The organism is Pseudomonas lactis (genome assembly GCF_001439845.1).
GTDB lineage: Bacteria > Pseudomonadota > Gammaproteobacteria > Pseudomonadales > Pseudomonadaceae > Aquipseudomonas > Aquipseudomonas lactis.
The window spans coordinates 267,502-284,713 of record NZ_JYLO01000011.1 but is presented as its reverse complement, the minus strand read 5'-3'; the positions used below and the strand labels follow the sequence as shown (position 1 = coordinate 284,713).

Sequence of the window (17,212 nt, the reverse complement as noted above, 5' to 3'; positions counted from 1 at the left end):
AGGCCGGCGGACCGAGGAGGAAAGTCAGCCGACCTGCAAGTAAATGCCCGTGTTCAACGGGCATTCATTGGCACATCAAAGCGTTGGCAATACCGCGTCGAATACCACCGGCATCACCGCGGTGTAGGAACCGCGCTGAGTAGCCGAAGGCTTGGCCGCGACGATGCGCATTTCAGCGCCAATACCTGGGGTGGAGTCGGCTTCATTGACCACTTCCTGCGGAGAGCCGGTCAGGGTCACGCCATTGAGGGTGGTGGTCAGCGCGATGTTCTGCGCGGCATCACCGTTGAACAGCACAGCCGGGCCGCCTTCGATGTAGGCGTGAACCGAACCGTTGGTGTTCTTGATGTCGTAGATGGCGCTCAGGGGAGCCAACTCACCGCTGACCAGGTTGTAGGTCATGGTTTCGTCACGACCCCAGTTCGGATCACGCGGCTGGGCGTGGAACACGGTGGTCGGGATGTTTGCCTTGAGGTTGACGGTGTGGCTGGCTTCACCGGCAGCGATAGCCGTTACCGAGGAAGATAGCGCCAGAACGGCCAGGGGAACAGCGACAGCAAACTTCTTAAACATGGTCAATACCTGTAGTTGACAACATTGAATGGTTCATTGCCAAGGAGGTCCCTAACAACGAATTAGCAGGCGTAGTTAGTTGAACTACGCACTGCAAGACAATGATCAAGCCAAACTAAAAGCAGGTATGCAGGCACATTCCAAAACGCACGTAGCCCTTGTAAACAGGGCTTGAGCGAAAAAGATGGCATTTCGCCAAAACTTTAAAAGTATCCGTAGGAAATAAGCTACACGCTAAAAATGTGCTAAAGAAGTTGCTGTAAGAAGCGTACCACAAGACTAAGCAGCGCCTGACAAATAACAAGTTCAGATATAAATTCGAGCTACAACTCTAATTAAAGTTATAGCTCTAAAATCCAATCAGGTCCAATAGTTGTTAGTTGCTTCGCGGACCAAGCCTGTGCAACCGCCAACGACCGTTGGTCGCCAGGTACTATCCTTAGCATTAAGATATATCTTACGTTATATCTAAACCTGCACAGAGGACCTGCCCATGAAACACGAACATCGCGGCGAGTTTGAAAAACGCGGCGGTCGCGGCCCACGGGTGTTCGCCCCTGGCGACCTGAAGCTGCTGCTGTTGTCACTGATCGCCGAGCAACCTTGCCATGGCTACGACCTGATCCGCCGCATCGAGGGCCTGTTCGACGGCGCCTACAGCCCCAGCCCCGGCGTGATCTACCCCACCCTGACCTTTCTTGAAGAGAGCGAGCTGATCAGCGGCGACGCCGATGGCGGAAAAAAACGCTACACAATCACCGACCCCGGCCGTCTCTTCTTAAGCGAGCAAGCCGTTGCCCTGGACGGTGTGCGCATGCGCCTGGATGTCAGCAAGCGCTCGCTGCGTGGCCACGACCGCCCACCGCAAATCCATGAAGCGGTGCACAACCTGCGCCACGCCTTGCATTCGCACAACGGGCACTGGAGCCCGGAAGAAATCATTCGTGTCGCGGCGCTGCTCAATCGCACCGCCCAAGCCATTGCCGACGGGACAGACCAATGAACACACAAATCATTCATCGCGTAACCCACGAAATCAAACGCCGCCGCCTGCAAGTATTGCGGGTGGTCGATATCACCCCGCGCATGCGCCGCGTCACCCTGGGCGGCCCGGAATTGGCGGGCTTTATCAGCCTGGGCAGCGACGACCACATCAAGCTGTTGTTCCCGCAGAACGCCCAAGAGCAGGCGGCGCTGGAAAGCCCGACCTTCAACATCAAGGGTGACGGCCCGCAACCAGCGATGCGTGACTACACACCACGGCGTTACGACCTGAGCATTGGCGAGCTGGACATCGACTTCGTGCTGCACGGCGATGGCCCTGCGTCTACCTGGGCCGAGCAAGTTGAAGTCGGCCAGCACCTGTATATCGGCGGGCCACGTGGCTCGATGATCGTGCCGGATATCTTCGACAGCTACCTGCTGATTGGCGATGAAACGGCGATCCCGGCCATCGCTCGGCGCCTGGAAGAACTGCCCGCTGGGCGCAAGGTGCTGGCGGTGATTGAAATCGCCGATGCGGCGGAACAACAGGCGCTGAACAGCGCAGCCGAGGTCGAGGTGATCTGGGTGCTGCGTGGCCAGGATGACCTGCTCAATGTGGTGAGTAACCTGACGCTGCCCAGCGGCACGTTGTACAGCTTCGTCGCCACCGAAACCAAGCTGTCGCGCCAGGTGCGGCGGGTGCTGCTGGATGCGCACAAGGTCAACGAGCAATACCTCAAGGCCGTGGGTTACTGGCGTGCCGAGGGCAGCGAGGAAGAATAAATAAGGTGGGAGCTGGCTTGCCTGCGATGCAAACACCTCGGTTTATCAGTTACACCGAGGTGATGCTATCGCAGGCAAGCCAGCTCCCACATTAATGGTGCTCACTTTAGATCGAGGGAGATTTGAGGTGCTTGTCCAGGCCGATGATCGCAAGCGCGATGACGATGAACCCTGCCAAAATCCCTGCGGCATTCAAAAACACTTGTGGATAACCAAGGCTGTCCACATCCATGAACGGGTACTGATACTGCCCGAGCATATGCCCGCGCAGCAGCACATAACCGAAGTACACCAATGGGTAAATCACCCAGCCGGCAATGTGCTTGAACCGCAAGGTGCCCTTGGGCACACACCGCCACCAATACACCACAAACAGCAACGGCATGACGTCGTGCAGCAATTCATCGGCGATAAATTGAAAGCCTTGCGGGCTCCACAGATGCCGCAGCAGCAGGTTGTAGGCCAGGCTCACCAGCACGATGCTCGCCGCTATCGCGCTACTGATGTGAGGCGCGAGGAAAAACCGCTTGGCGCCAGAGTCGCGCTTGACCAGCGCGTAGCTGAGCACCACGACCACCAGGGTATTGGTCAGCACGGTGAAGAAGCTGAAGAAACTGATCAGGCCGCCCAGCAAGCTCGCGCCACTGGTCCAGCGCGAATAGAAAATCAGGTATTGCTGGATCGCCAACCCCACCCAACCGGCCAAGGCTGCCATCGCGACAAAGCGCTTCATGCTTTCAATCCAGGGGGCGCTTGGTACGCATCAGCTTGACGTACAAACCTTCGACCTTTTCCCGCGCCCACGGGGTTTTGCGCAGGAAGGTCAGGCTCGACTTGATGCTCGGGTCACTCTTGAAGCAGCGGATATCAATGCGCTCGGCCAAGCCGCTCCACTCGTAATGCTCCACCAGGGTGGTGAGCACGTGTTGCAGGGTCACACCGTGGAGCGGGTCGTTGCTTGTCGCGGTCATGCCAGGCCTTTTGCAAAAAGAGGAAACACAGCCGCGCACCTTAGCCGACGGGGCGTGCAGGTGGAAGCATCGGATTGAATATAGCCCGCGAGGAAAAGTTCCCCTTTTTCGCAAAAAAGAGATGTTATATTGTAACTTTACTTAACAACCTTTTTGCCTAGGAATATCCGATGTCGCTGCCTTCTCTCTGGCGCTTGTCGCCCCTCGCCGCCGCCCTGTTGATCGGCTCCCAGGCCCATGCCCTGGAACTGCCACCCCAAGTGGTCACCGGCAACCCGCTGGGCAGCGAACAGCTGGCCTCGCCCACCACCGTGCTGGAAGGCGACGACCTGACCCTGCAACAAAAAGGCAGCCTCGGTGAAACCCTGAACAAGCAGCCGGGCGTATCGTCTTCGTACTTTGGCCCAGGGGCCAGCCGCCCGATCATTCGTGGCCAGGACGGCGACCGTATTCGCATCCTGCGCAACGGTGTGGGGGCGCTGGACGCCTCGTCGCTGTCCTACGACCACGCGGTGCCGCTGGACCCGATCAACGTTGACCGCATTGAAATCGTGCGGGGCCCGGCCGCACTGCTGTACGGCGGCAGCGCCATCGGTGGTGTGGTCAATACCTTCGACAATCGCATCCCCACCGAGGCCATTGAAGGCATCCATGGCGCGGGTGAACTGCGCTACGGCGGTGCCGACACCACCCGCAGCAGCGCAGGCAAGCTGGAAGCCGGCAACGGTACGTTCGCCTTGCACCTGGATGCCAATGCGCGCGAGTTCAACGACCTTAAAATCCCAGGCTATGCCCGCAGCCGGCATGCACCGGAGAGCGAAAACGGCCCCGGCAAAAACGGGCGCCTGGGTAACAGCAATGGGCGCCAGGACGGTGGTGCGGTAGGCGGTTCCTACACCTGGGATGATGGTTATGCGGGGCTGTCCTACAGCAATTACGACAGTAACTACGGCTCACCCGCCGAGCAGGATGTGCGCATCCGCATGAAACAGGACCACTACGCCTTTGCGTCCGAGATCCGCAACCTGCAAGGGCCGTTTACCTCGGTGAAACTCGACGCCGGTTACACCGACTACGAACACCGAGAAATCGAAGGCGGCGAAACCGGCACCACCTTCAAGAACAAAGGCTATGAAGCGCGGGTGGAAGCTCGTCACCAGCCGATAGGCCCATTCGATGGCGTGGTCGGCGCCCAAGTGACGCGCAACGAGTTCTCGGCCCTGGGCGAAGAAGCCTTCGTACCGCAGACCGACACCAACGCCGGCGCACTGTTTATCCTCGAAGAAATGCAAGCCACCGAGCGCCTCAAACTCAGCCTAGGCGCACGTCTGGAACACACCAGCGTCGACCCGAACGCCAAAGGCAACGAGCGCTTTGCCAATGCCGACAAGAGCAGTAACTTCACCGCCGGTAGCCTGTCGTCTGGTGCGGTGTACGCCCTCACGCCGATCTGGTCCCTGGCCGCCACCCTCGGCTACACCGAACGCGCGCCGACCTTTTACGAGCTGTACGCCAACGGCGCCCACGTTGCCACCGGTACCTACGAGTTGGGCGATGCCAACCTGAAGAAAGAAAAGGCCGTGTCCAGCGACCTGGCCCTGCGCTTTGACAACGGCACCCACAAGGGCAGCTTCGGCGTGTTCTACAGCCACTTCTCCAATTACATCGGCTTGTTGGGCACGGGTCGTACCCTGAACGATGAAGGCGAAGAGGACGCGGGCGGTATTCCCGAGTACGAATATTCTGGCGTGCGCGCGCGTTTTGCCGGCTTCGAAGCCCAGGATCACTGGAAGCTCGGTGAAGGCGCCTACGGTAAGTTTGCGCTGGAACTCTCGGGCGATTACACCCGCGCCACCAACCTGGACACCGGCGAAGCCTTGCCACGCATCGCGCCCCTGCGCATGAGCAGCGGCCTGCTGTGGGAACTGGACCGCTGGCAAGCACGTATCGATGTGGAACATGCCGCAGGCCAAGGGCGTGTGCCGGATAACGAAAGCGGCACCGACGGCTACACCACCCTCGGCGCCAGCGCGGGGTATCGCTTCAATGTGGGCGGTAGCCAGTGGCTGGCCTTCGTCAACGGTGAAAACCTGACCAATCAGACCGTGCGCTATGCCAGCTCGATTCTGCGCGATATCGCGCCGGCGCCAGGTAGAAGCGTGCAGTTCGGCGTTCGCACTACCTTCTAATCATCACCGCTAATCCCCTGTGGGAGCGGGCTTGCCCGCGAAAGCGTTGGGTCAGTCAACATCACTGTTTGCTGGGCCGACGTCTTCGCAGGCAAGCCAGCTCCCACATTTGATCTTCGTTGCTTTGAGCATTGCGTTCGCTTGATCGATCGGCATTGGGGACATGCCTGCGACGTGATTGTGCAGCGACTATCTGTCACTGTTACCAAAACTGAAATGATGCATCTTGCGATTCACCCTTTCTCAAAACGCCCCGCCGCATTATCCTTCGCAACAATCTGAAACGCTTCACCTCCGGGTCGATCCCATTTGCCGAATTTCCCTTCACGCAAAGACAGCGCTGTCTTAAACCGACCTGCGCCAGGGACTCTGTTGCCCGCCTGTGGATATCCCGGTTATCCACAGAAAAACCCGAAAATAACGATGAACCAAGCCCGTGCTGAATCGTCATCTACAGTGAAGCACGGGGTTACATAATTATTCCAACGTCACGGAGAAACACACTATGAGCACTGATGGTGCTTCAAGCCCAAGCCGCCTGTTGCCCAGGCTGCTAGGCGTCTTGCTGCTGATCATGGGGCTGGCCTTGCTGGCTGGCGGCGTCAAGCTGAGCATGCTCGGCGGGTCGCTGTACTACCTGCTCGCCGGTATCGGCATCACCCTGACCGGCGTGTTGCTGCTGGCTACCCGCCGCGCTGCGCTGGGCTTGTACGCACTGGTGTTGTTCGCCAGCACCGTGTGGGCACTGTGGGAAGTCGGCCTGGACTGGTGGCAACTGGTACCGCGCCTGGCCCTGCTGTTCGCCTTGGGCATCGTCATGCTGCTGCCGTGGTTTCGACGTCCGTTGCTGCGTGGCCAAGCGGCCCCGCTGGGCACTGGCGCGCTGAGCGTGGCCGTGGTGCTGGCGGGCGCTACCGCACTGGCCAGCCAATTCACCAACCCAGGTGAAATGGTCAAGACCGGCCAACTGGACCGCGACGCGGTACCGGGCATGGCCAGCGCTGCGCCCACCCAGGCCGATGGCGACTGGAATTCCTATGGCCGTTCGGCCTTCGGTGACCGTTACTCGCCACTGGCACAGATCACCCCGGAAAACGCCCACAAGCTGGTGCCGGCGTGGACCTATCGCACTGGCGACATCCCTGGCCCAGGCGACCCCGGTGAAACCACCGCGGAAAACACCCCGCTGAAAGTCAATGGCATGCTCTACGTGTGCACACCGCACAGCCAAGTGATTGCCCTGGACCCGGATACCGGCAAGGAAATCTGGCGTTTCGACCCGAAGATCACCACCCAGGGTGCTGAGAGCTTCAAAGGTTGGGCGCACATGACCTGCCGTGGCGTGTCGTACCACGATGACGCTGCCTACGCTTCCGAGCAAAGCCCGACTGGCACTGCCAGCCCGGCCGCCGCACCGAACGCCTGCCCCAAACGCATCTTCGTGCCGACCGCCGACACCCGTCTGATCGCCCTGAACGCCGACACCGGCAAGATGTGCGAAGACTTCGGTGACAAAGGCCAGGTCGACCTGCGTGCCAACATCGGCAGCTTCGCCCCAGGCGGTTACTACTCCACGTCGCCACCGGCCGTGACCAAGAACCTGGTCGTGATCGGCGGTCACGTGACCGATAACGTTTCCATCGACGAGCCAAGCGGCGTGATCCGTGCGTTCGACGTGCACACCGGCAAGCTGGTGTGGAACTGGGACAGCGGCAACCCGGACGACACCACACCGTTGGCCGAAGGCAAGACCTACACCCGCAACTCGCCGAACATGTGGTCCATGTTCGCCGTGGATGAAAAACTCGGCATGCTCTACCTGCCGATGGGCAACCAGATGCCCGACCAGTACGGCGGCGACCGTACCGATGAGTCCGAGAAGTACGCCGCTGGCCTGACCGCTCTGGACATCGACACCGGCCACGTGAAGTGGACCTTCCAGTTCACCCACCATGACCTGTGGGACATGGACGTGGGCGGCCAGCCTTCGCTGATCGACATCAAGACCGCTGCGGGCGTGAAGCAGGCCGTGATGGCGTCGACCAAGCAAGGCAGCATCTACGTGCTGGACCGTGCCACTGGCCAGCCCGTGGTGCCGGTCAATGAAATCCCGGTGCCACAGGGCGCAGTCGCGGGCGACCGCACCTCCCCTACCCAACCCAAGTCCGACCTGAACTTCATGCCGCCGCCGTTGAAAGAACGCGACATGTGGGGCGTGACACCGTTCGACCAGATGCTGTGCCGGATCGACTTCAAATCCATGCGCTACGACGGCCCGTTCACGCCGCCGTCGCTGCAAGGTTCGATCGTGTACCCAGGCAACTTCGGCGTGTTCGACTGGGGCGGCATCTCGGTTGACCCGGTGCGCCAGATCGCCTTCGTGAACCCAAGCTACATGGCGTTCAAATCCAAGCTGATCCCGGCCGCCGACATCGCCAAGCAAGGCCCACGCGTCAGCGAAACCGAGGGCGTGCAGCCAAACAAAGGCGCGCCGTATGGTGTGATCCTTGAAGCGCTGCTGTCGCCGATGGGCCTGCCATGCCAGGCACCGGCCTGGGGCTACGTGGCGGCGGTCGACCTGACCAACCACCAGACCATCTGGATGCACAAGAACGGCACCGTGCGTGACAGCTCGCCGGTTCCAATCCCGCTGACCATGGGCGTGCCTAGCCTGGGCGGTACGTTCACCACCGCTGGTGGCGTCGCGTTCCTCAGCGGCACCCTGGATCAGTACCTGCGTGCCTATGACGTGAAAAACGGCAAGCAACTGTGGGAAGGCCGCCTGCCTGCAGGCGCGCAAACCACCCCGATGACCTACACCGGCAAGGACGGCAAACAGTACGTGCTGGTCATGGCGGGCGGTCACGGTTCCCTGGGGACCAAGCAGGGTGATTATGTAATGGCGTTCAAACTGCCAGATTAAGTAGCACTGGCGGTAGAAAAGGCGGCTGCCCCGAATGGGCAGCCGCTTTTTTTTGCCTGCCGAAAATGCCCCCGCGGTTTCCCCTCTGCCCTTTAAAGCTAATTTAGTGCGCACGCCCTGCGTAATACAAAAGGCGTACGGATAAAGCTTTAAAGGGAGCTTCACTGCATGACGGACCATGTCGCGACAAAACCGACTCTTTCCACACCCACAAAAATCCTGGAACTTGAACACCTCAACACTGCCAGTTTGAAAAAACTCATCAGTGGTGAAGTGCTCGCCATTCGAGTACCTGAATTTGCCAGCGCGAACACCAGCGCACGGTTGATTCAGGCTATCGACGGCACCGCCACCCTGGAACACTACGGCCATGAAACCTACGAAGAGGGGCGCGTGGTTCAGCACTTCTATGGTGTGCATCGCTGGGGCACCCCGTTCAACTCCACGTACGGCAAGGCCGCCGGCAGTGATGCCCAAGAAAAATATTATGCAGACGCCGCCCGTATGCGCGGCCTTATCGACAGCCTCTGTGCGCCGCAAAAGCCGCCCATTCAACAGCTGATGGAACAGTTCCAGGCGCTCTGGCCGCAAGGTGCAACAGCCGCTGCGTTCCAGGGCCAACCAATGTTTTGCGGGATCATACGCGTCATGTTCCCGGAGACGGCGCACCTCTCGGAAACGGTGCCCCATGTGGATTGCCTGCCCCGCTCAATCGCTGAGTTGCAGCATCAATTCAGCGCCAATATCTATCTTCAAACGCCGCCTGCGGGAGGCGAGTTAATCATTTGGGATACCCAAGCCTTTAGCTATGACCAAGTCCAGCGCTTCGAGGGTGCCCAACTGCCCGAACAGTGCTTACAAAAACCGCTGCGCATCCGCCCACGCCAGAACGAACTGGTGCTGATCAATACCCGCCGCCCCCACGCCATCTGCGGGTTCGATTCGGGAAAACGCGTCAGCATGCAGTCGTTTATCGGCTATACACCCGGTGAACCGTTTTACTTCTGGTGCTAATACTTTTACTGCTCGTGCACATGGACGTTTATCTATGACCCCCGAAGAATTCCGCCAACATGGCTATGCCATGATCGACCTGATTGCAGATTACCGACAGAACATCGAACAACGCGGCGTGCAGCCCACCACCCAACCTGGCGAGATCAAAGCCGCCCTGCCGGCCAGCCCGCCTGACACCGCCGAACCCTTCGAACAAATCATGGGCGACGTCGAAAAACTGATCATGCCCGGCTTGCTGCATTGGCAGCATCCCAGTTTCTTCGGGTTCTTCCCTTCCAATGTGGAACTGTCCTCAGTGCTCGGCGATTGCCTGAGCACCGGCCTGGGTGTGATTGGGTTGTCCTGGCAATCCAGCCCGGCCCTCACCGAAATCGAGGAAGTCACCACCGATTGGCTGCGCGACATGCTCGGCCTGGGCAGCTCATGGAGCGGTGTGATCCAGGACTCGGCGTCCACCTCCACGCTGGTGGCGCTTATCAGCGCCCGGGAACGCAGCTCCGATTACGCGCTGATGCACAACGGCCTGCAAAACAGCGGCGCGCCCCTGATCGTCTACACCTCAGCCCACGCCCATAGCTCGGTCAACAAGGCGGCGATCCTGGCCGGGTTCGGCCAGAACCATATCCGCACCATCGCCACCGATGCACACAATGCAATGTCGCCCCAGGCACTGGCGCAGGCCATCGAACAGGACCTAGCCGCTGGCAACACACCCTGCGTGGTGATTGCCACCACCGGCACCACGGCTGCCATGGCGATCGACCCTCTGGATGCGATTGGCGACCTCACCCAACGCCACGGCCTGTGGCTGCACGTGGACTCGGCCATGGCTGGCGCGGCAATGATCCTGCCGGAATGCCGGGCCCTGTGGGATGGCATCGAAAAGGCTGACTCGCTGGTGCTCAACCCGCACAAATGGCTGGGCGCGGCCTTCGATTGCTCGGTGTACTTTGTACGTGACCCCGAGCATTTGATTCGCATCATGACCACCAACCCGAGCTACCTGCAGTCCAGCGCAGACGGCCAAGTGCGAAACTACCGTGACTGGCGGATTTCCCTGGGCAGCCGTTTTCGCGCCTTGAAGTTGTGGTTCCTGATACGCGAGCAAGGTGTCAGCGGCCTGCAAGCGCGGCTGCGGCGAGACCTGGCCAATGCGCGCTGGCTGGCAGAGCAGATTGAAGCCACTGAGCACTGGACACTGGTGGCCACGCCCGCCTTGCAAACCCTTTGCATTCGCCATGAACCGCCGGGGTTGGCAGGCCAGGCCCTGGATACTCACACCCGAGCCTGGGCAGAAAAACTCAACCAGTCAGGCGATGCCTACGTCACCCCCGCCCTCCTCGATGAGCGCTGGATGGTGCGGGTATCCATCGGCGCGCTGGGCACCGAACGCCAGCATGTCCAAAGGTTGTGGGCGCGACTGCAGACACTGGTCTAAGTAGGCACCCGTTCACGCCGCATCCACCGCTCGAACGCCATGGCATTGAGCGGCCGGCTGATCAGGTAGCCCTGGGCGGTGTCGCAGTTCCAGCGTTTGAGCAGGGTGAGGCTGTGTTCGAACTCCACGCCCTCGGCCACCACCTTGAGCCCCAGGCTATGGCTCATTTCTATGGTGGAACGCACGATCACGCCGTCGCCGCTGGTGCTGTCGAGGTTGCGTATAAAGGACTGGTCGATCTTCAGCTCTTGCACCGGCAGGCGCTGCAACTGTGCGAGGGAGGAGTAACCGGTGCCGAAATCATCCACCGACAGGCTGATCCCGCAATTGCGCAGTTGCTCCAGCACGCTGAGGGCCTGCTGCGGGTTGTGCATGATGGCGCTCTCGGTAATCTCGAAAATCAAATGCTCGGCGCCCACGTGGTATTGGGCCAATAGCGCAGTGACGCGAATCGCCAAGTCATCATCCGCCAAGTCGTTCACGGAGATATTCACCGACAGCTGGATAACCAGCCCACGCTGCGCCCATTCGGCAATCTGGCGGATGGCTTCCTCGATCACCCATAGCGTTAGCGCGCCCATGCTGCCGGTGCGTTCGGCCAGGGGAATGAACTCTGCGGGGGACACTTGCCCCAGCGTCGGGTGTTGCCAGCGCAACAAGGCTTCAGCCTGGCTCACGTGCCCGCGGCGCAGGTCAAGCTTGGGCTGGTAGCACAGGAACAACTCGCCTTCGATCACGGCGCGGCGCAAATCGCGGATCAGGGTGATCTGGCGTTGGTGGGCGAGGTCGCGGTCCGGTTGGTAGATCTGCAAATGCCCCGGCAGGTTGGCCGCGTCGTGCCGGGCGATGGCCGCGCGGTTGATCAATTCTTCCACCTGCTGCCCGTCAGCAGGGTACGCGGCGATGCCGATGCTCACCTCATGGCGCACTTCGTCATTGCCGATGCGCAGGGGTTCGGTCAACGCCCCATGCAACTGGTCGGCGCGGGCCACGGCAGAGTCGATCTCGGTGTTTTCCAACAACAACAGAAACTCACTGCCGGCGATGCGCGCCGCAGTGTCGCTGGCCAACAGGCTGCTGGACAAGCAGCGGCTGGCCTCGCACAACATATGCTCGACCCCTTCGGGGCCAAACCCTTCGTTGATGACCCGGTAGTTTTCAATGCCTACGTACAGCAATACCACCGACCGCCGTGCGCTGATCGCACTGCCCAGGCGCTCCATGGCCAGGGCGCGGTTGGGCAGGCCGGTGAGCGGGTCATGCAAGGCATTGTGAGCCAACTGTCGCTCACGCAGGGCGATGCCGCTTTGCATGGCATTGAACGCACGCGCCAGCAGGCCGAACTCGTCGTGGCTGCGCACCCGCACCGGGGTGCGGTAGTCACCGGCCCCGATGCGTTCAGCGGCTTGCACCAGCGCATTGAGCGGGCGTGACACTCGCCGCGCCAGGAATAACGCCACCGCCAGCGAGACCAGCAGCACCGCCAGGGCAATCCCCATGAACTGCCGGTCCAGCGGCGCGAAGGATTCCAGCGCATGGTCCAGCGGGCTTTGCAGCAACACGCGCACTTCATCGCCCTCGCCGCTATTGGCCAAGGGCAACACCTGGCTGAGCACACGCTGGCCATGGAACAGCTGGATCTTCGCCTCAGGATCGACCTGCGTGCCATGCAAGAGGCTGATGATGCTTGGGCGCCAATTGCCAGGGTGGGTGGTGAACAGCTGACCGAGATGGCCGTCCTGCACACTGAGGAACGACACCTCCAGGTTGCTCATGGAACGCAGCTCGTGGGCAAATTGCGTGTCCATGGGGAAACCCATGACCACGCGGGCGATGGGCACAGGCCCGAGCACATCCTTTTGCACCAGCAGATAGGGGCGCCCGGCCATGGCGACGATCAACATTTGCTGGCCACTGCGCCGCGCCTTGCGCAAGGCATCGGCATACGGGAACAACTGGCCGCGCGTCTGCACCAGCAGAGTACTGACCATGACCCGGTCATCCAGGCCCAGCACCACCACTTCGCTGGAACTGACCCCGGTACCATGGGTGCCCAGCGCGTCCAGGATCGGCACCGTGCGGCCACCGGCCACCGCCTGCTTGAACGGCCCATCGGCGGTGAGCCAGTCCAACCCGTACTGCAAGCGCCGCCCGCGCAGGTCCAGCAGGCGCTCGAACACCTGCCGCCCCGTGTTCAGCTGCACGTCGGCCTGGTTCTCCACCGCGCGAGTGGTGGCGGCCTTCACGGCAAAATAGGTGGCGGCCACGACCACCAGCAGCAACAGCGCCAACACCCCGGCAATACGGGTCTGAAACGTGTGGCGCCAGTGCATGGCCGCGCCCTCGGGCCGTGCTCGTCGCTCTTGGCCGTGCTTTCCTGGTGTCATACGCGTCCCTGCCGACTGCTAACCGGCGTCAAAAAAACATCCTTTTTTATGGGGAATTTTATTAAAGCAGGTTAGCTGGGACTGGAGATAAGTAAACCCAATAAAAGCTGGGCTTCGCTGTCACATTATTGACGATCAGTTCGAAAAGCAGAGGCATAAAGCACATTGACCGCGCCTCTCCCGTTATTTCATGCAAATTGTTGCTAACGACGCCGCCCCATTGAAACCACCGCAACCCCGCCCCATCTAACCTGCATACTTACTGATGCAGGTGCCCCATGAGCGACCAGCAAGAATTTCCAGATTACGACCTCAACGATTACGCCGACCCCGAAAACGCTGAAGCCCCCTCGTCCAATACTGGCCTGGCCTTGCCTGGGCAAAACCTGCCGGACAAGGTTTACATCATCCCGATCCACAACCGGCCGTTTTTCCCGGCCCAAGTGTTGCCGGTGATCGTCAATGAAGAACCCTGGGCCGAAACCCTGGAGCTGGTGAGCAAATCCGACCACCATTCCCTTGCGCTGTTTTTCATGGACACGCCGCCCGATGACCCACGGCACTTCGACACCTCCGCCCTGCCGCTGTACGGCACCCTGGTGAAGGTGCACCACGCCAGCCGCGAGAACGGCAAGCTGCAGTTCGTGGCTCAGGGCCTGACCCGCGTGCGCATCAAGACCTGGCTCAAGCACCACCGCCCACCGTACCTGGTGGAGGTTGAATACCCGCACCAGCCCAGCGAGCCGACCGATGAGGTCAAGGCCTACGGCATGGCGCTGATCAATGCGATCAAGGAACTGCTGCCCCTCAACCCGCTGTACAGCGAAGAGTTGAAGAACTACCTCAACCGCTTCAGCCCCAACGACCCGTCGCCGCTTACCGACTTCGCCGCCGCCCTCACCTCGGCGACCGGTAATGAGCTGCAGGAAGTGCTGGACTGCGTGCCCATGCTCAAGCGCATGGAAAAAGTGCTGCCGATGCTGCGCAAAGAGGTAGAAGTCGCGCGCCTGCAAAAAGAACTCTCCGCCGAAGTGAACCGCAAGATCGGCGAGCACCAGCGTGAGTTCTTCCTCAAGGAACAACTCAAGGTCATCCAGCAGGAGCTGGGCCTGACCAAGGACGATCGCAGCGCCGACGTCGAGCAGTTCGAACAACGCCTGCAAGGCAAGGTGTTGCCGGCCCAGGCACAGAAGCGCATCGATGAAGAGCTGAACAAACTGTCGATCCTGGAAACCGGTTCGCCGGAATACGCCGTCACGCGCAACTACCTGGACTGGGCCACCTCGGTGCCGTGGGGCGTGTACGGCGCAGACAAACTCGACCTCAAGCACGCGCGCAAAGTGCTCGACAAGCACCATGCGGGCCTGGATGACATCAAGAGCCGCATCCTCGAATTCCTCGCCGTGGGCGCCTACAAGGGCGAAGTCGCCGGTTCCATCGTGTTGCTGGTGGGCCCGCCGGGCGTGGGCAAGACCAGTGTGGGCAAGTCCATCGCCGAATCCCTGGGGCGGCCGTTCTATCGCTTCAGTGTCGGCGGCATGCGCGACGAGGCCGAGATCAAGGGCCACCGGCGCACCTACATCGGCGCCCTGCCCGGCAAGCTGGTGCAGGCGTTGAAAGACGTGGAAGTGATGAACCCGGTGATCATGCTCGACGAGATCGATAAGATGGGCCAGAGCTTCCAGGGCGACCCGGCGTCGGCGCTGCTGGAAACCCTGGACCCGGAACAGAACGTCGAATTCCTCGACCACTACCTGGACCTGCGCCTGGACCTGTCCAAAGTGCTGTTCGTGTGCACCGCCAACACCCTGGACTCGATCCCGGGCCCGTTGCTGGACCGCATGGAAGTGATTCGCCTGTCGGGCTATATCACCGAAGAAAAAGTCGCCATCGCCAAGCGCCACCTGTGGCCCAAGCAGTTGGAAAAAGCCGGCGTGGCCAAAAACAGCCTGACCATCAGTGATGGTGCCTTGCGCGCGTTGATCGACGGTTATGCGCGAGAGGCCGGCGTGCGTCAGTTGGAGAAGCAACTGGGCAAGCTGGTGCGCAAGGCGGTGGTCAAGCTGCTGGATGAACCGGACTCGGTGATCAAGATCGGCAACAAGGACCTGGAAAGCTCCCTGGGCATGCCCGTGTTCCGTAATGAACAAGTGCTGTCCGGCACCGGCGTGATTACCGGCCTGGCCTGGACCAGCATGGGCGGCGCCACCTTGCCGATTGAAGCGACGCGCATCCACACGCTCAACCGCGGCTTCAAGCTCACCGGGCAGTTGGGTGAAGTGATGAAAGAGTCCGCCGAAATCGCCTACAGCTACATCAGTTCAAACCTTAAGTCGTTTGGCGGCGATGCGAAGTTCTTCGATGAAGCCTTCGTCCACTTGCACGTACCGGAAGGCGCCACCCCCAAAGACGGCCCGAGTGCTGGCGTGACCATGGCCAGTGCGTTGCTGTCCCTGGCCCGCAACCAACCGCCGAAAAAAGGCGTGGCGATGACCGGCGAACTGACCTTGACCGGGCATGTACTGCCGATTGGCGGGGTGCGCGAGAAGGTGATTGCGGCGCGGCGCCAGAAGATTCACGAGTTGATCTTGCCGGAGCCCAACCGTGGCAGCTTTGAGGAGTTGCCGGATTATTTGAAGGAAGGCATGACGGTGCACTTTGCCAAACGGTTTGCGGATGTGGCGAAGGTGCTCTTCTGATAGATCTCTAGCGCCTGGACTGGCCCTATCGCGGGCAAGCCCGGCTCCCACAGGGATCGGTGTTGTTAATGACAACGCGGTCAAGTGTGGGAGCGGGCTTGCCCGCGATGGCGCCAGCCGCCACACCGCATGCCCTCTTGTCACACCTTGTCTCATCTTCGGTTATGCTCCCCCTTCGTCGTGTATTAACGGAGCCTTCATGACCGCTGCCCGCCTGTTTCTCCCCTTGAGCCTTGCCCTGCTGGCCGGATGCGCCAGTGCCCCCAAGCAAAACGTCAGCGTGGACAACCAGAGCGCCTGCCCGCTCCAGCTTGAAAACGGGCAAAACCTGATCCTCACCCTGCCCAGCAATCCCACCACCGGCTATCGCTGGGCCATCCAGGATTCCGCTGGCGGCGTGTTGCGCGCCTTGAGCCCTGAGGTCTACAGCAGCACCGAATCCGGCGTGATTGGCGGTGGCGGCCAGTCGACCTGGCGCTTCCAGGCGTTTGCCCCAGGGCAAGGGCGTTTGCGCCTGACATCCCAGCAACCTTGGGAGCCGGAGGCCGAACCTGTCGAAACCTTTGACTGCGCCATTACGGTGAACTGATATGCCATGGCTGATCCTTGCCTTGATGGGCGCCGGCACCTTTGTCTACGGCCTGGCGACCCATGCAACGCTGCTGTGCCTGCTGGTCAAGCCGCTGCCGGTGCTGGCGCTGCTGGGTTGGCTGCATGACGCGCCGCCCACCGAGTATCGACGCTGGATCAGCCTGGGCTTGATTTTTTCCGTGGTGGGCGACGTGTTGCTCGCCTGGCCAGGCGACCTGTTTATCTTTGGCCTGGGCGCGTTTCTGTTCGCACATCTGGCCTATCTCAAAGCCTATTTCAGTGACTGTCGGCGCTTGGCGCTGCTGCCGCTGGTGCTGGCCCTCGGCGTTGGCGCAATCTTGCTGAGCATCTTGATAGCCCACGGCCTCGGTGAGCTGTTGATACCGGTGGTGGTTTACGCACTGGTGATCAGCGCCATGCTCTGGCGGGCGTTGGCGCGACTGGGCAGCGAGGTGCCCAAACGTTCGGCGTGGCTGGCAGCAGGGGGTGCGCTGTCGTTTGTGGTTTCCGACGCGCTGATCGGCATCAACCGGTTTGTGCTGGCGTTCGAGGCGGCGCCGTATTTACTGATCGCCACCTACTGGCTCGGGCAGTGGGGCATCACCGCCTCGGCTTTCCATCAGACAACCCGCGCATCCGAGGACCAACTTGGCTAAA

At 60.8% G+C, this 17,212-nt stretch carries 13 protein-coding genes; 9 read left to right on the top strand and 4 right to left on the bottom strand.

What is annotated here, in order from left to right:
* Positions 1-75 precede the first annotated feature (75 nt).
* Positions 76-573, bottom strand: coding sequence for a CS1 type fimbrial major subunit (locus TX24_RS20835; RefSeq protein ID WP_003188887.1), 498 nt, complete (start codon positions 571-573; stop codon positions 76-78).
* Between the two features lie 493 nt (positions 574-1,066).
* Between TX24_RS20835 and TX24_RS20830 the strand changes: the two genes are divergently transcribed.
* Both TX24_RS20830 and TX24_RS20825 read left to right on the top strand, forming a co-directional pair.
* Positions 1,067-1,576 (top strand): PadR family transcriptional regulator, encoded by a 510-nt coding sequence (locus TX24_RS20830; RefSeq protein WP_003188886.1) that lies wholly within the window; start codon positions 1,067-1,069, stop codon positions 1,574-1,576.
* On the top strand, positions 1,573-2,340 hold the full coding sequence (locus tag TX24_RS20825; RefSeq protein WP_057710997.1) for a siderophore-interacting protein: 768 nt from the start codon (positions 1,573-1,575) through the stop codon (positions 2,338-2,340). Before TX24_RS20830 ends, TX24_RS20825 begins: the two co-directional genes overlap by 4 nt.
* A 106-nt stretch (positions 2,341-2,446) precedes the next feature.
* On the opposite strand, the gene TX24_RS20820 is transcribed toward TX24_RS20825, so the two are convergent.
* The gene (locus TX24_RS20820) at positions 2,447-3,073 is read right to left on the bottom strand and encodes a Pr6Pr family membrane protein (RefSeq protein ID WP_057710996.1); all 627 of its coding nucleotides are present in this window, start codon (positions 3,071-3,073) and stop codon (positions 2,447-2,449) included.
* 4 nt (positions 3,074-3,077) lie between these two features.
* Positions 3,078-3,311 (bottom strand): VF530 family protein, encoded by a 234-nt coding sequence (locus TX24_RS20815; protein WP_003188882.1) that lies wholly within the window; start codon positions 3,309-3,311, stop codon positions 3,078-3,080.
* A 170-nt stretch (positions 3,312-3,481) separates the two neighbouring features.
* Between TX24_RS20815 and TX24_RS20810 the strand changes: the two genes are divergently transcribed.
* From TX24_RS20810 to TX24_RS20795, 4 genes are all read left to right on the top strand, one after another.
* Positions 3,482-5,500 carry a TonB-dependent receptor gene (locus TX24_RS20810; RefSeq protein ID WP_057710995.1) on the top strand — a complete coding sequence of 673 codons (2,019 nt, stop codon included), beginning with the start codon at positions 3,482-3,484 and terminating at the stop codon, positions 5,498-5,500.
* A 505-nt stretch (positions 5,501-6,005) separates the two neighbouring features.
* On the top strand, positions 6,006-8,423 hold the full coding sequence (locus TX24_RS20805) for a glucose/quinate/shikimate family membrane-bound PQQ-dependent dehydrogenase (RefSeq protein ID WP_003188878.1): 2,418 nt from the start codon (positions 6,006-6,008) through the stop codon (positions 8,421-8,423).
* 168 nt (positions 8,424-8,591) lie between these two features.
* Complete coding sequence (locus TX24_RS20800) at positions 8,592-9,437, top strand: 2OG-Fe(II) oxygenase (protein ID WP_003188876.1); 846 nt, start codon at positions 8,592-8,594, stop codon at positions 9,435-9,437.
* A gap of 34 nt (positions 9,438-9,471) precedes the next feature.
* Positions 9,472-10,878 (top strand): pyridoxal phosphate-dependent decarboxylase family protein, encoded by a 1,407-nt coding sequence (locus tag TX24_RS20795; RefSeq protein ID WP_003188875.1) that lies wholly within the window; start codon positions 9,472-9,474, stop codon positions 10,876-10,878.
* Here the strand turns inward: TX24_RS20795 and TX24_RS20790 are convergent.
* On the bottom strand, positions 10,875-13,211 hold the full coding sequence (locus TX24_RS20790) for a putative bifunctional diguanylate cyclase/phosphodiesterase (protein WP_034134817.1): 2,337 nt from the start codon (positions 13,209-13,211) through the stop codon (positions 10,875-10,877). The two genes, TX24_RS20795 and TX24_RS20790, sit on opposite strands and share 4 nt — an antisense overlap.
* A 332-nt stretch (positions 13,212-13,543) precedes the next feature.
* On the opposite strand from TX24_RS20790, the gene lon reads away from it, so the two are divergent.
* The 3 genes from lon to TX24_RS20775 all read left to right on the top strand — a co-directional run bounded on the left by lon (position 13,544) and on the right by TX24_RS20775 (position 17,211).
* Positions 13,544-15,964, top strand: coding sequence for an endopeptidase La (gene lon / locus TX24_RS20785; RefSeq protein WP_003188872.1), 2,421 nt, complete (start codon positions 13,544-13,546; stop codon positions 15,962-15,964).
* Positions 15,965-16,163: 199 nt separating this feature from the next.
* Positions 16,164-16,553, top strand: coding sequence for a protease inhibitor I42 family protein (locus TX24_RS20780; protein ID WP_003188871.1), 390 nt, complete (start codon positions 16,164-16,166; stop codon positions 16,551-16,553).
* 1 nt (position 16,554) lies between these two features.
* Entirely contained in the window at positions 16,555-17,211 is a 657-nt protein-coding gene (locus TX24_RS20775) for a lysoplasmalogenase (protein WP_057710994.1), read from the top strand.
* Position 17,212 lies beyond the last annotated feature (1 nt).

What these genes read in the sequence shown, in the direction of transcription:
- TX24_RS20835 (WP_003188887.1), bottom strand. Translation starts at nt 573, where the DNA reads ATGTTTAAGAAGTTTGCTGTCGCTGTTCCCCTGGCCGTTCTGGCGCTA.
- TX24_RS20830 (WP_003188886.1), top strand. Translation starts at nt 1,067, where the DNA reads ATGAAACACGAACATCGCGGCGAGTTTGAAAAACGCGGCGGTCGCGGC.
- TX24_RS20800 (WP_003188876.1), top strand. Translation starts at nt 8,592, where the DNA reads ATGACGGACCATGTCGCGACAAAACCGACTCTTTCCACACCCACAAAA.
- TX24_RS20780 (WP_003188871.1), top strand. Translation starts at nt 16,164, where the DNA reads ATGACCGCTGCCCGCCTGTTTCTCCCCTTGAGCCTTGCCCTGCTGGCC.
- TX24_RS20790 (WP_034134817.1), bottom strand. Translation starts at nt 13,211, where the DNA reads ATGCACTGGCGCCACACGTTTCAGACCCGTATTGCCGGGGTGTTGGCG.
- TX24_RS20825 (WP_057710997.1), top strand. Translation starts at nt 1,573, where the DNA reads ATGAACACACAAATCATTCATCGCGTAACCCACGAAATCAAACGCCGC.
- TX24_RS20795 (WP_003188875.1), top strand. Translation starts at nt 9,472, where the DNA reads ATGACCCCCGAAGAATTCCGCCAACATGGCTATGCCATGATCGACCTG.
- TX24_RS20820 (WP_057710996.1), bottom strand. Translation starts at nt 3,073, where the DNA reads ATGAAGCGCTTTGTCGCGATGGCAGCCTTGGCCGGTTGGGTGGGGTTG.
- TX24_RS20805 (WP_003188878.1), top strand. Translation starts at nt 6,006, where the DNA reads ATGAGCACTGATGGTGCTTCAAGCCCAAGCCGCCTGTTGCCCAGGCTG.
- TX24_RS20775 (WP_057710994.1), top strand. Translation starts at nt 16,555, where the DNA reads ATGCCATGGCTGATCCTTGCCTTGATGGGCGCCGGCACCTTTGTCTAC.
- TX24_RS20810 (WP_057710995.1), top strand. Translation starts at nt 3,482, where the DNA reads ATGTCGCTGCCTTCTCTCTGGCGCTTGTCGCCCCTCGCCGCCGCCCTG.
- TX24_RS20815 (WP_003188882.1), bottom strand. Translation starts at nt 3,311, where the DNA reads ATGACCGCGACAAGCAACGACCCGCTCCACGGTGTGACCCTGCAACAC.
- lon (WP_003188872.1), top strand. Translation starts at nt 13,544, where the DNA reads ATGAGCGACCAGCAAGAATTTCCAGATTACGACCTCAACGATTACGCC.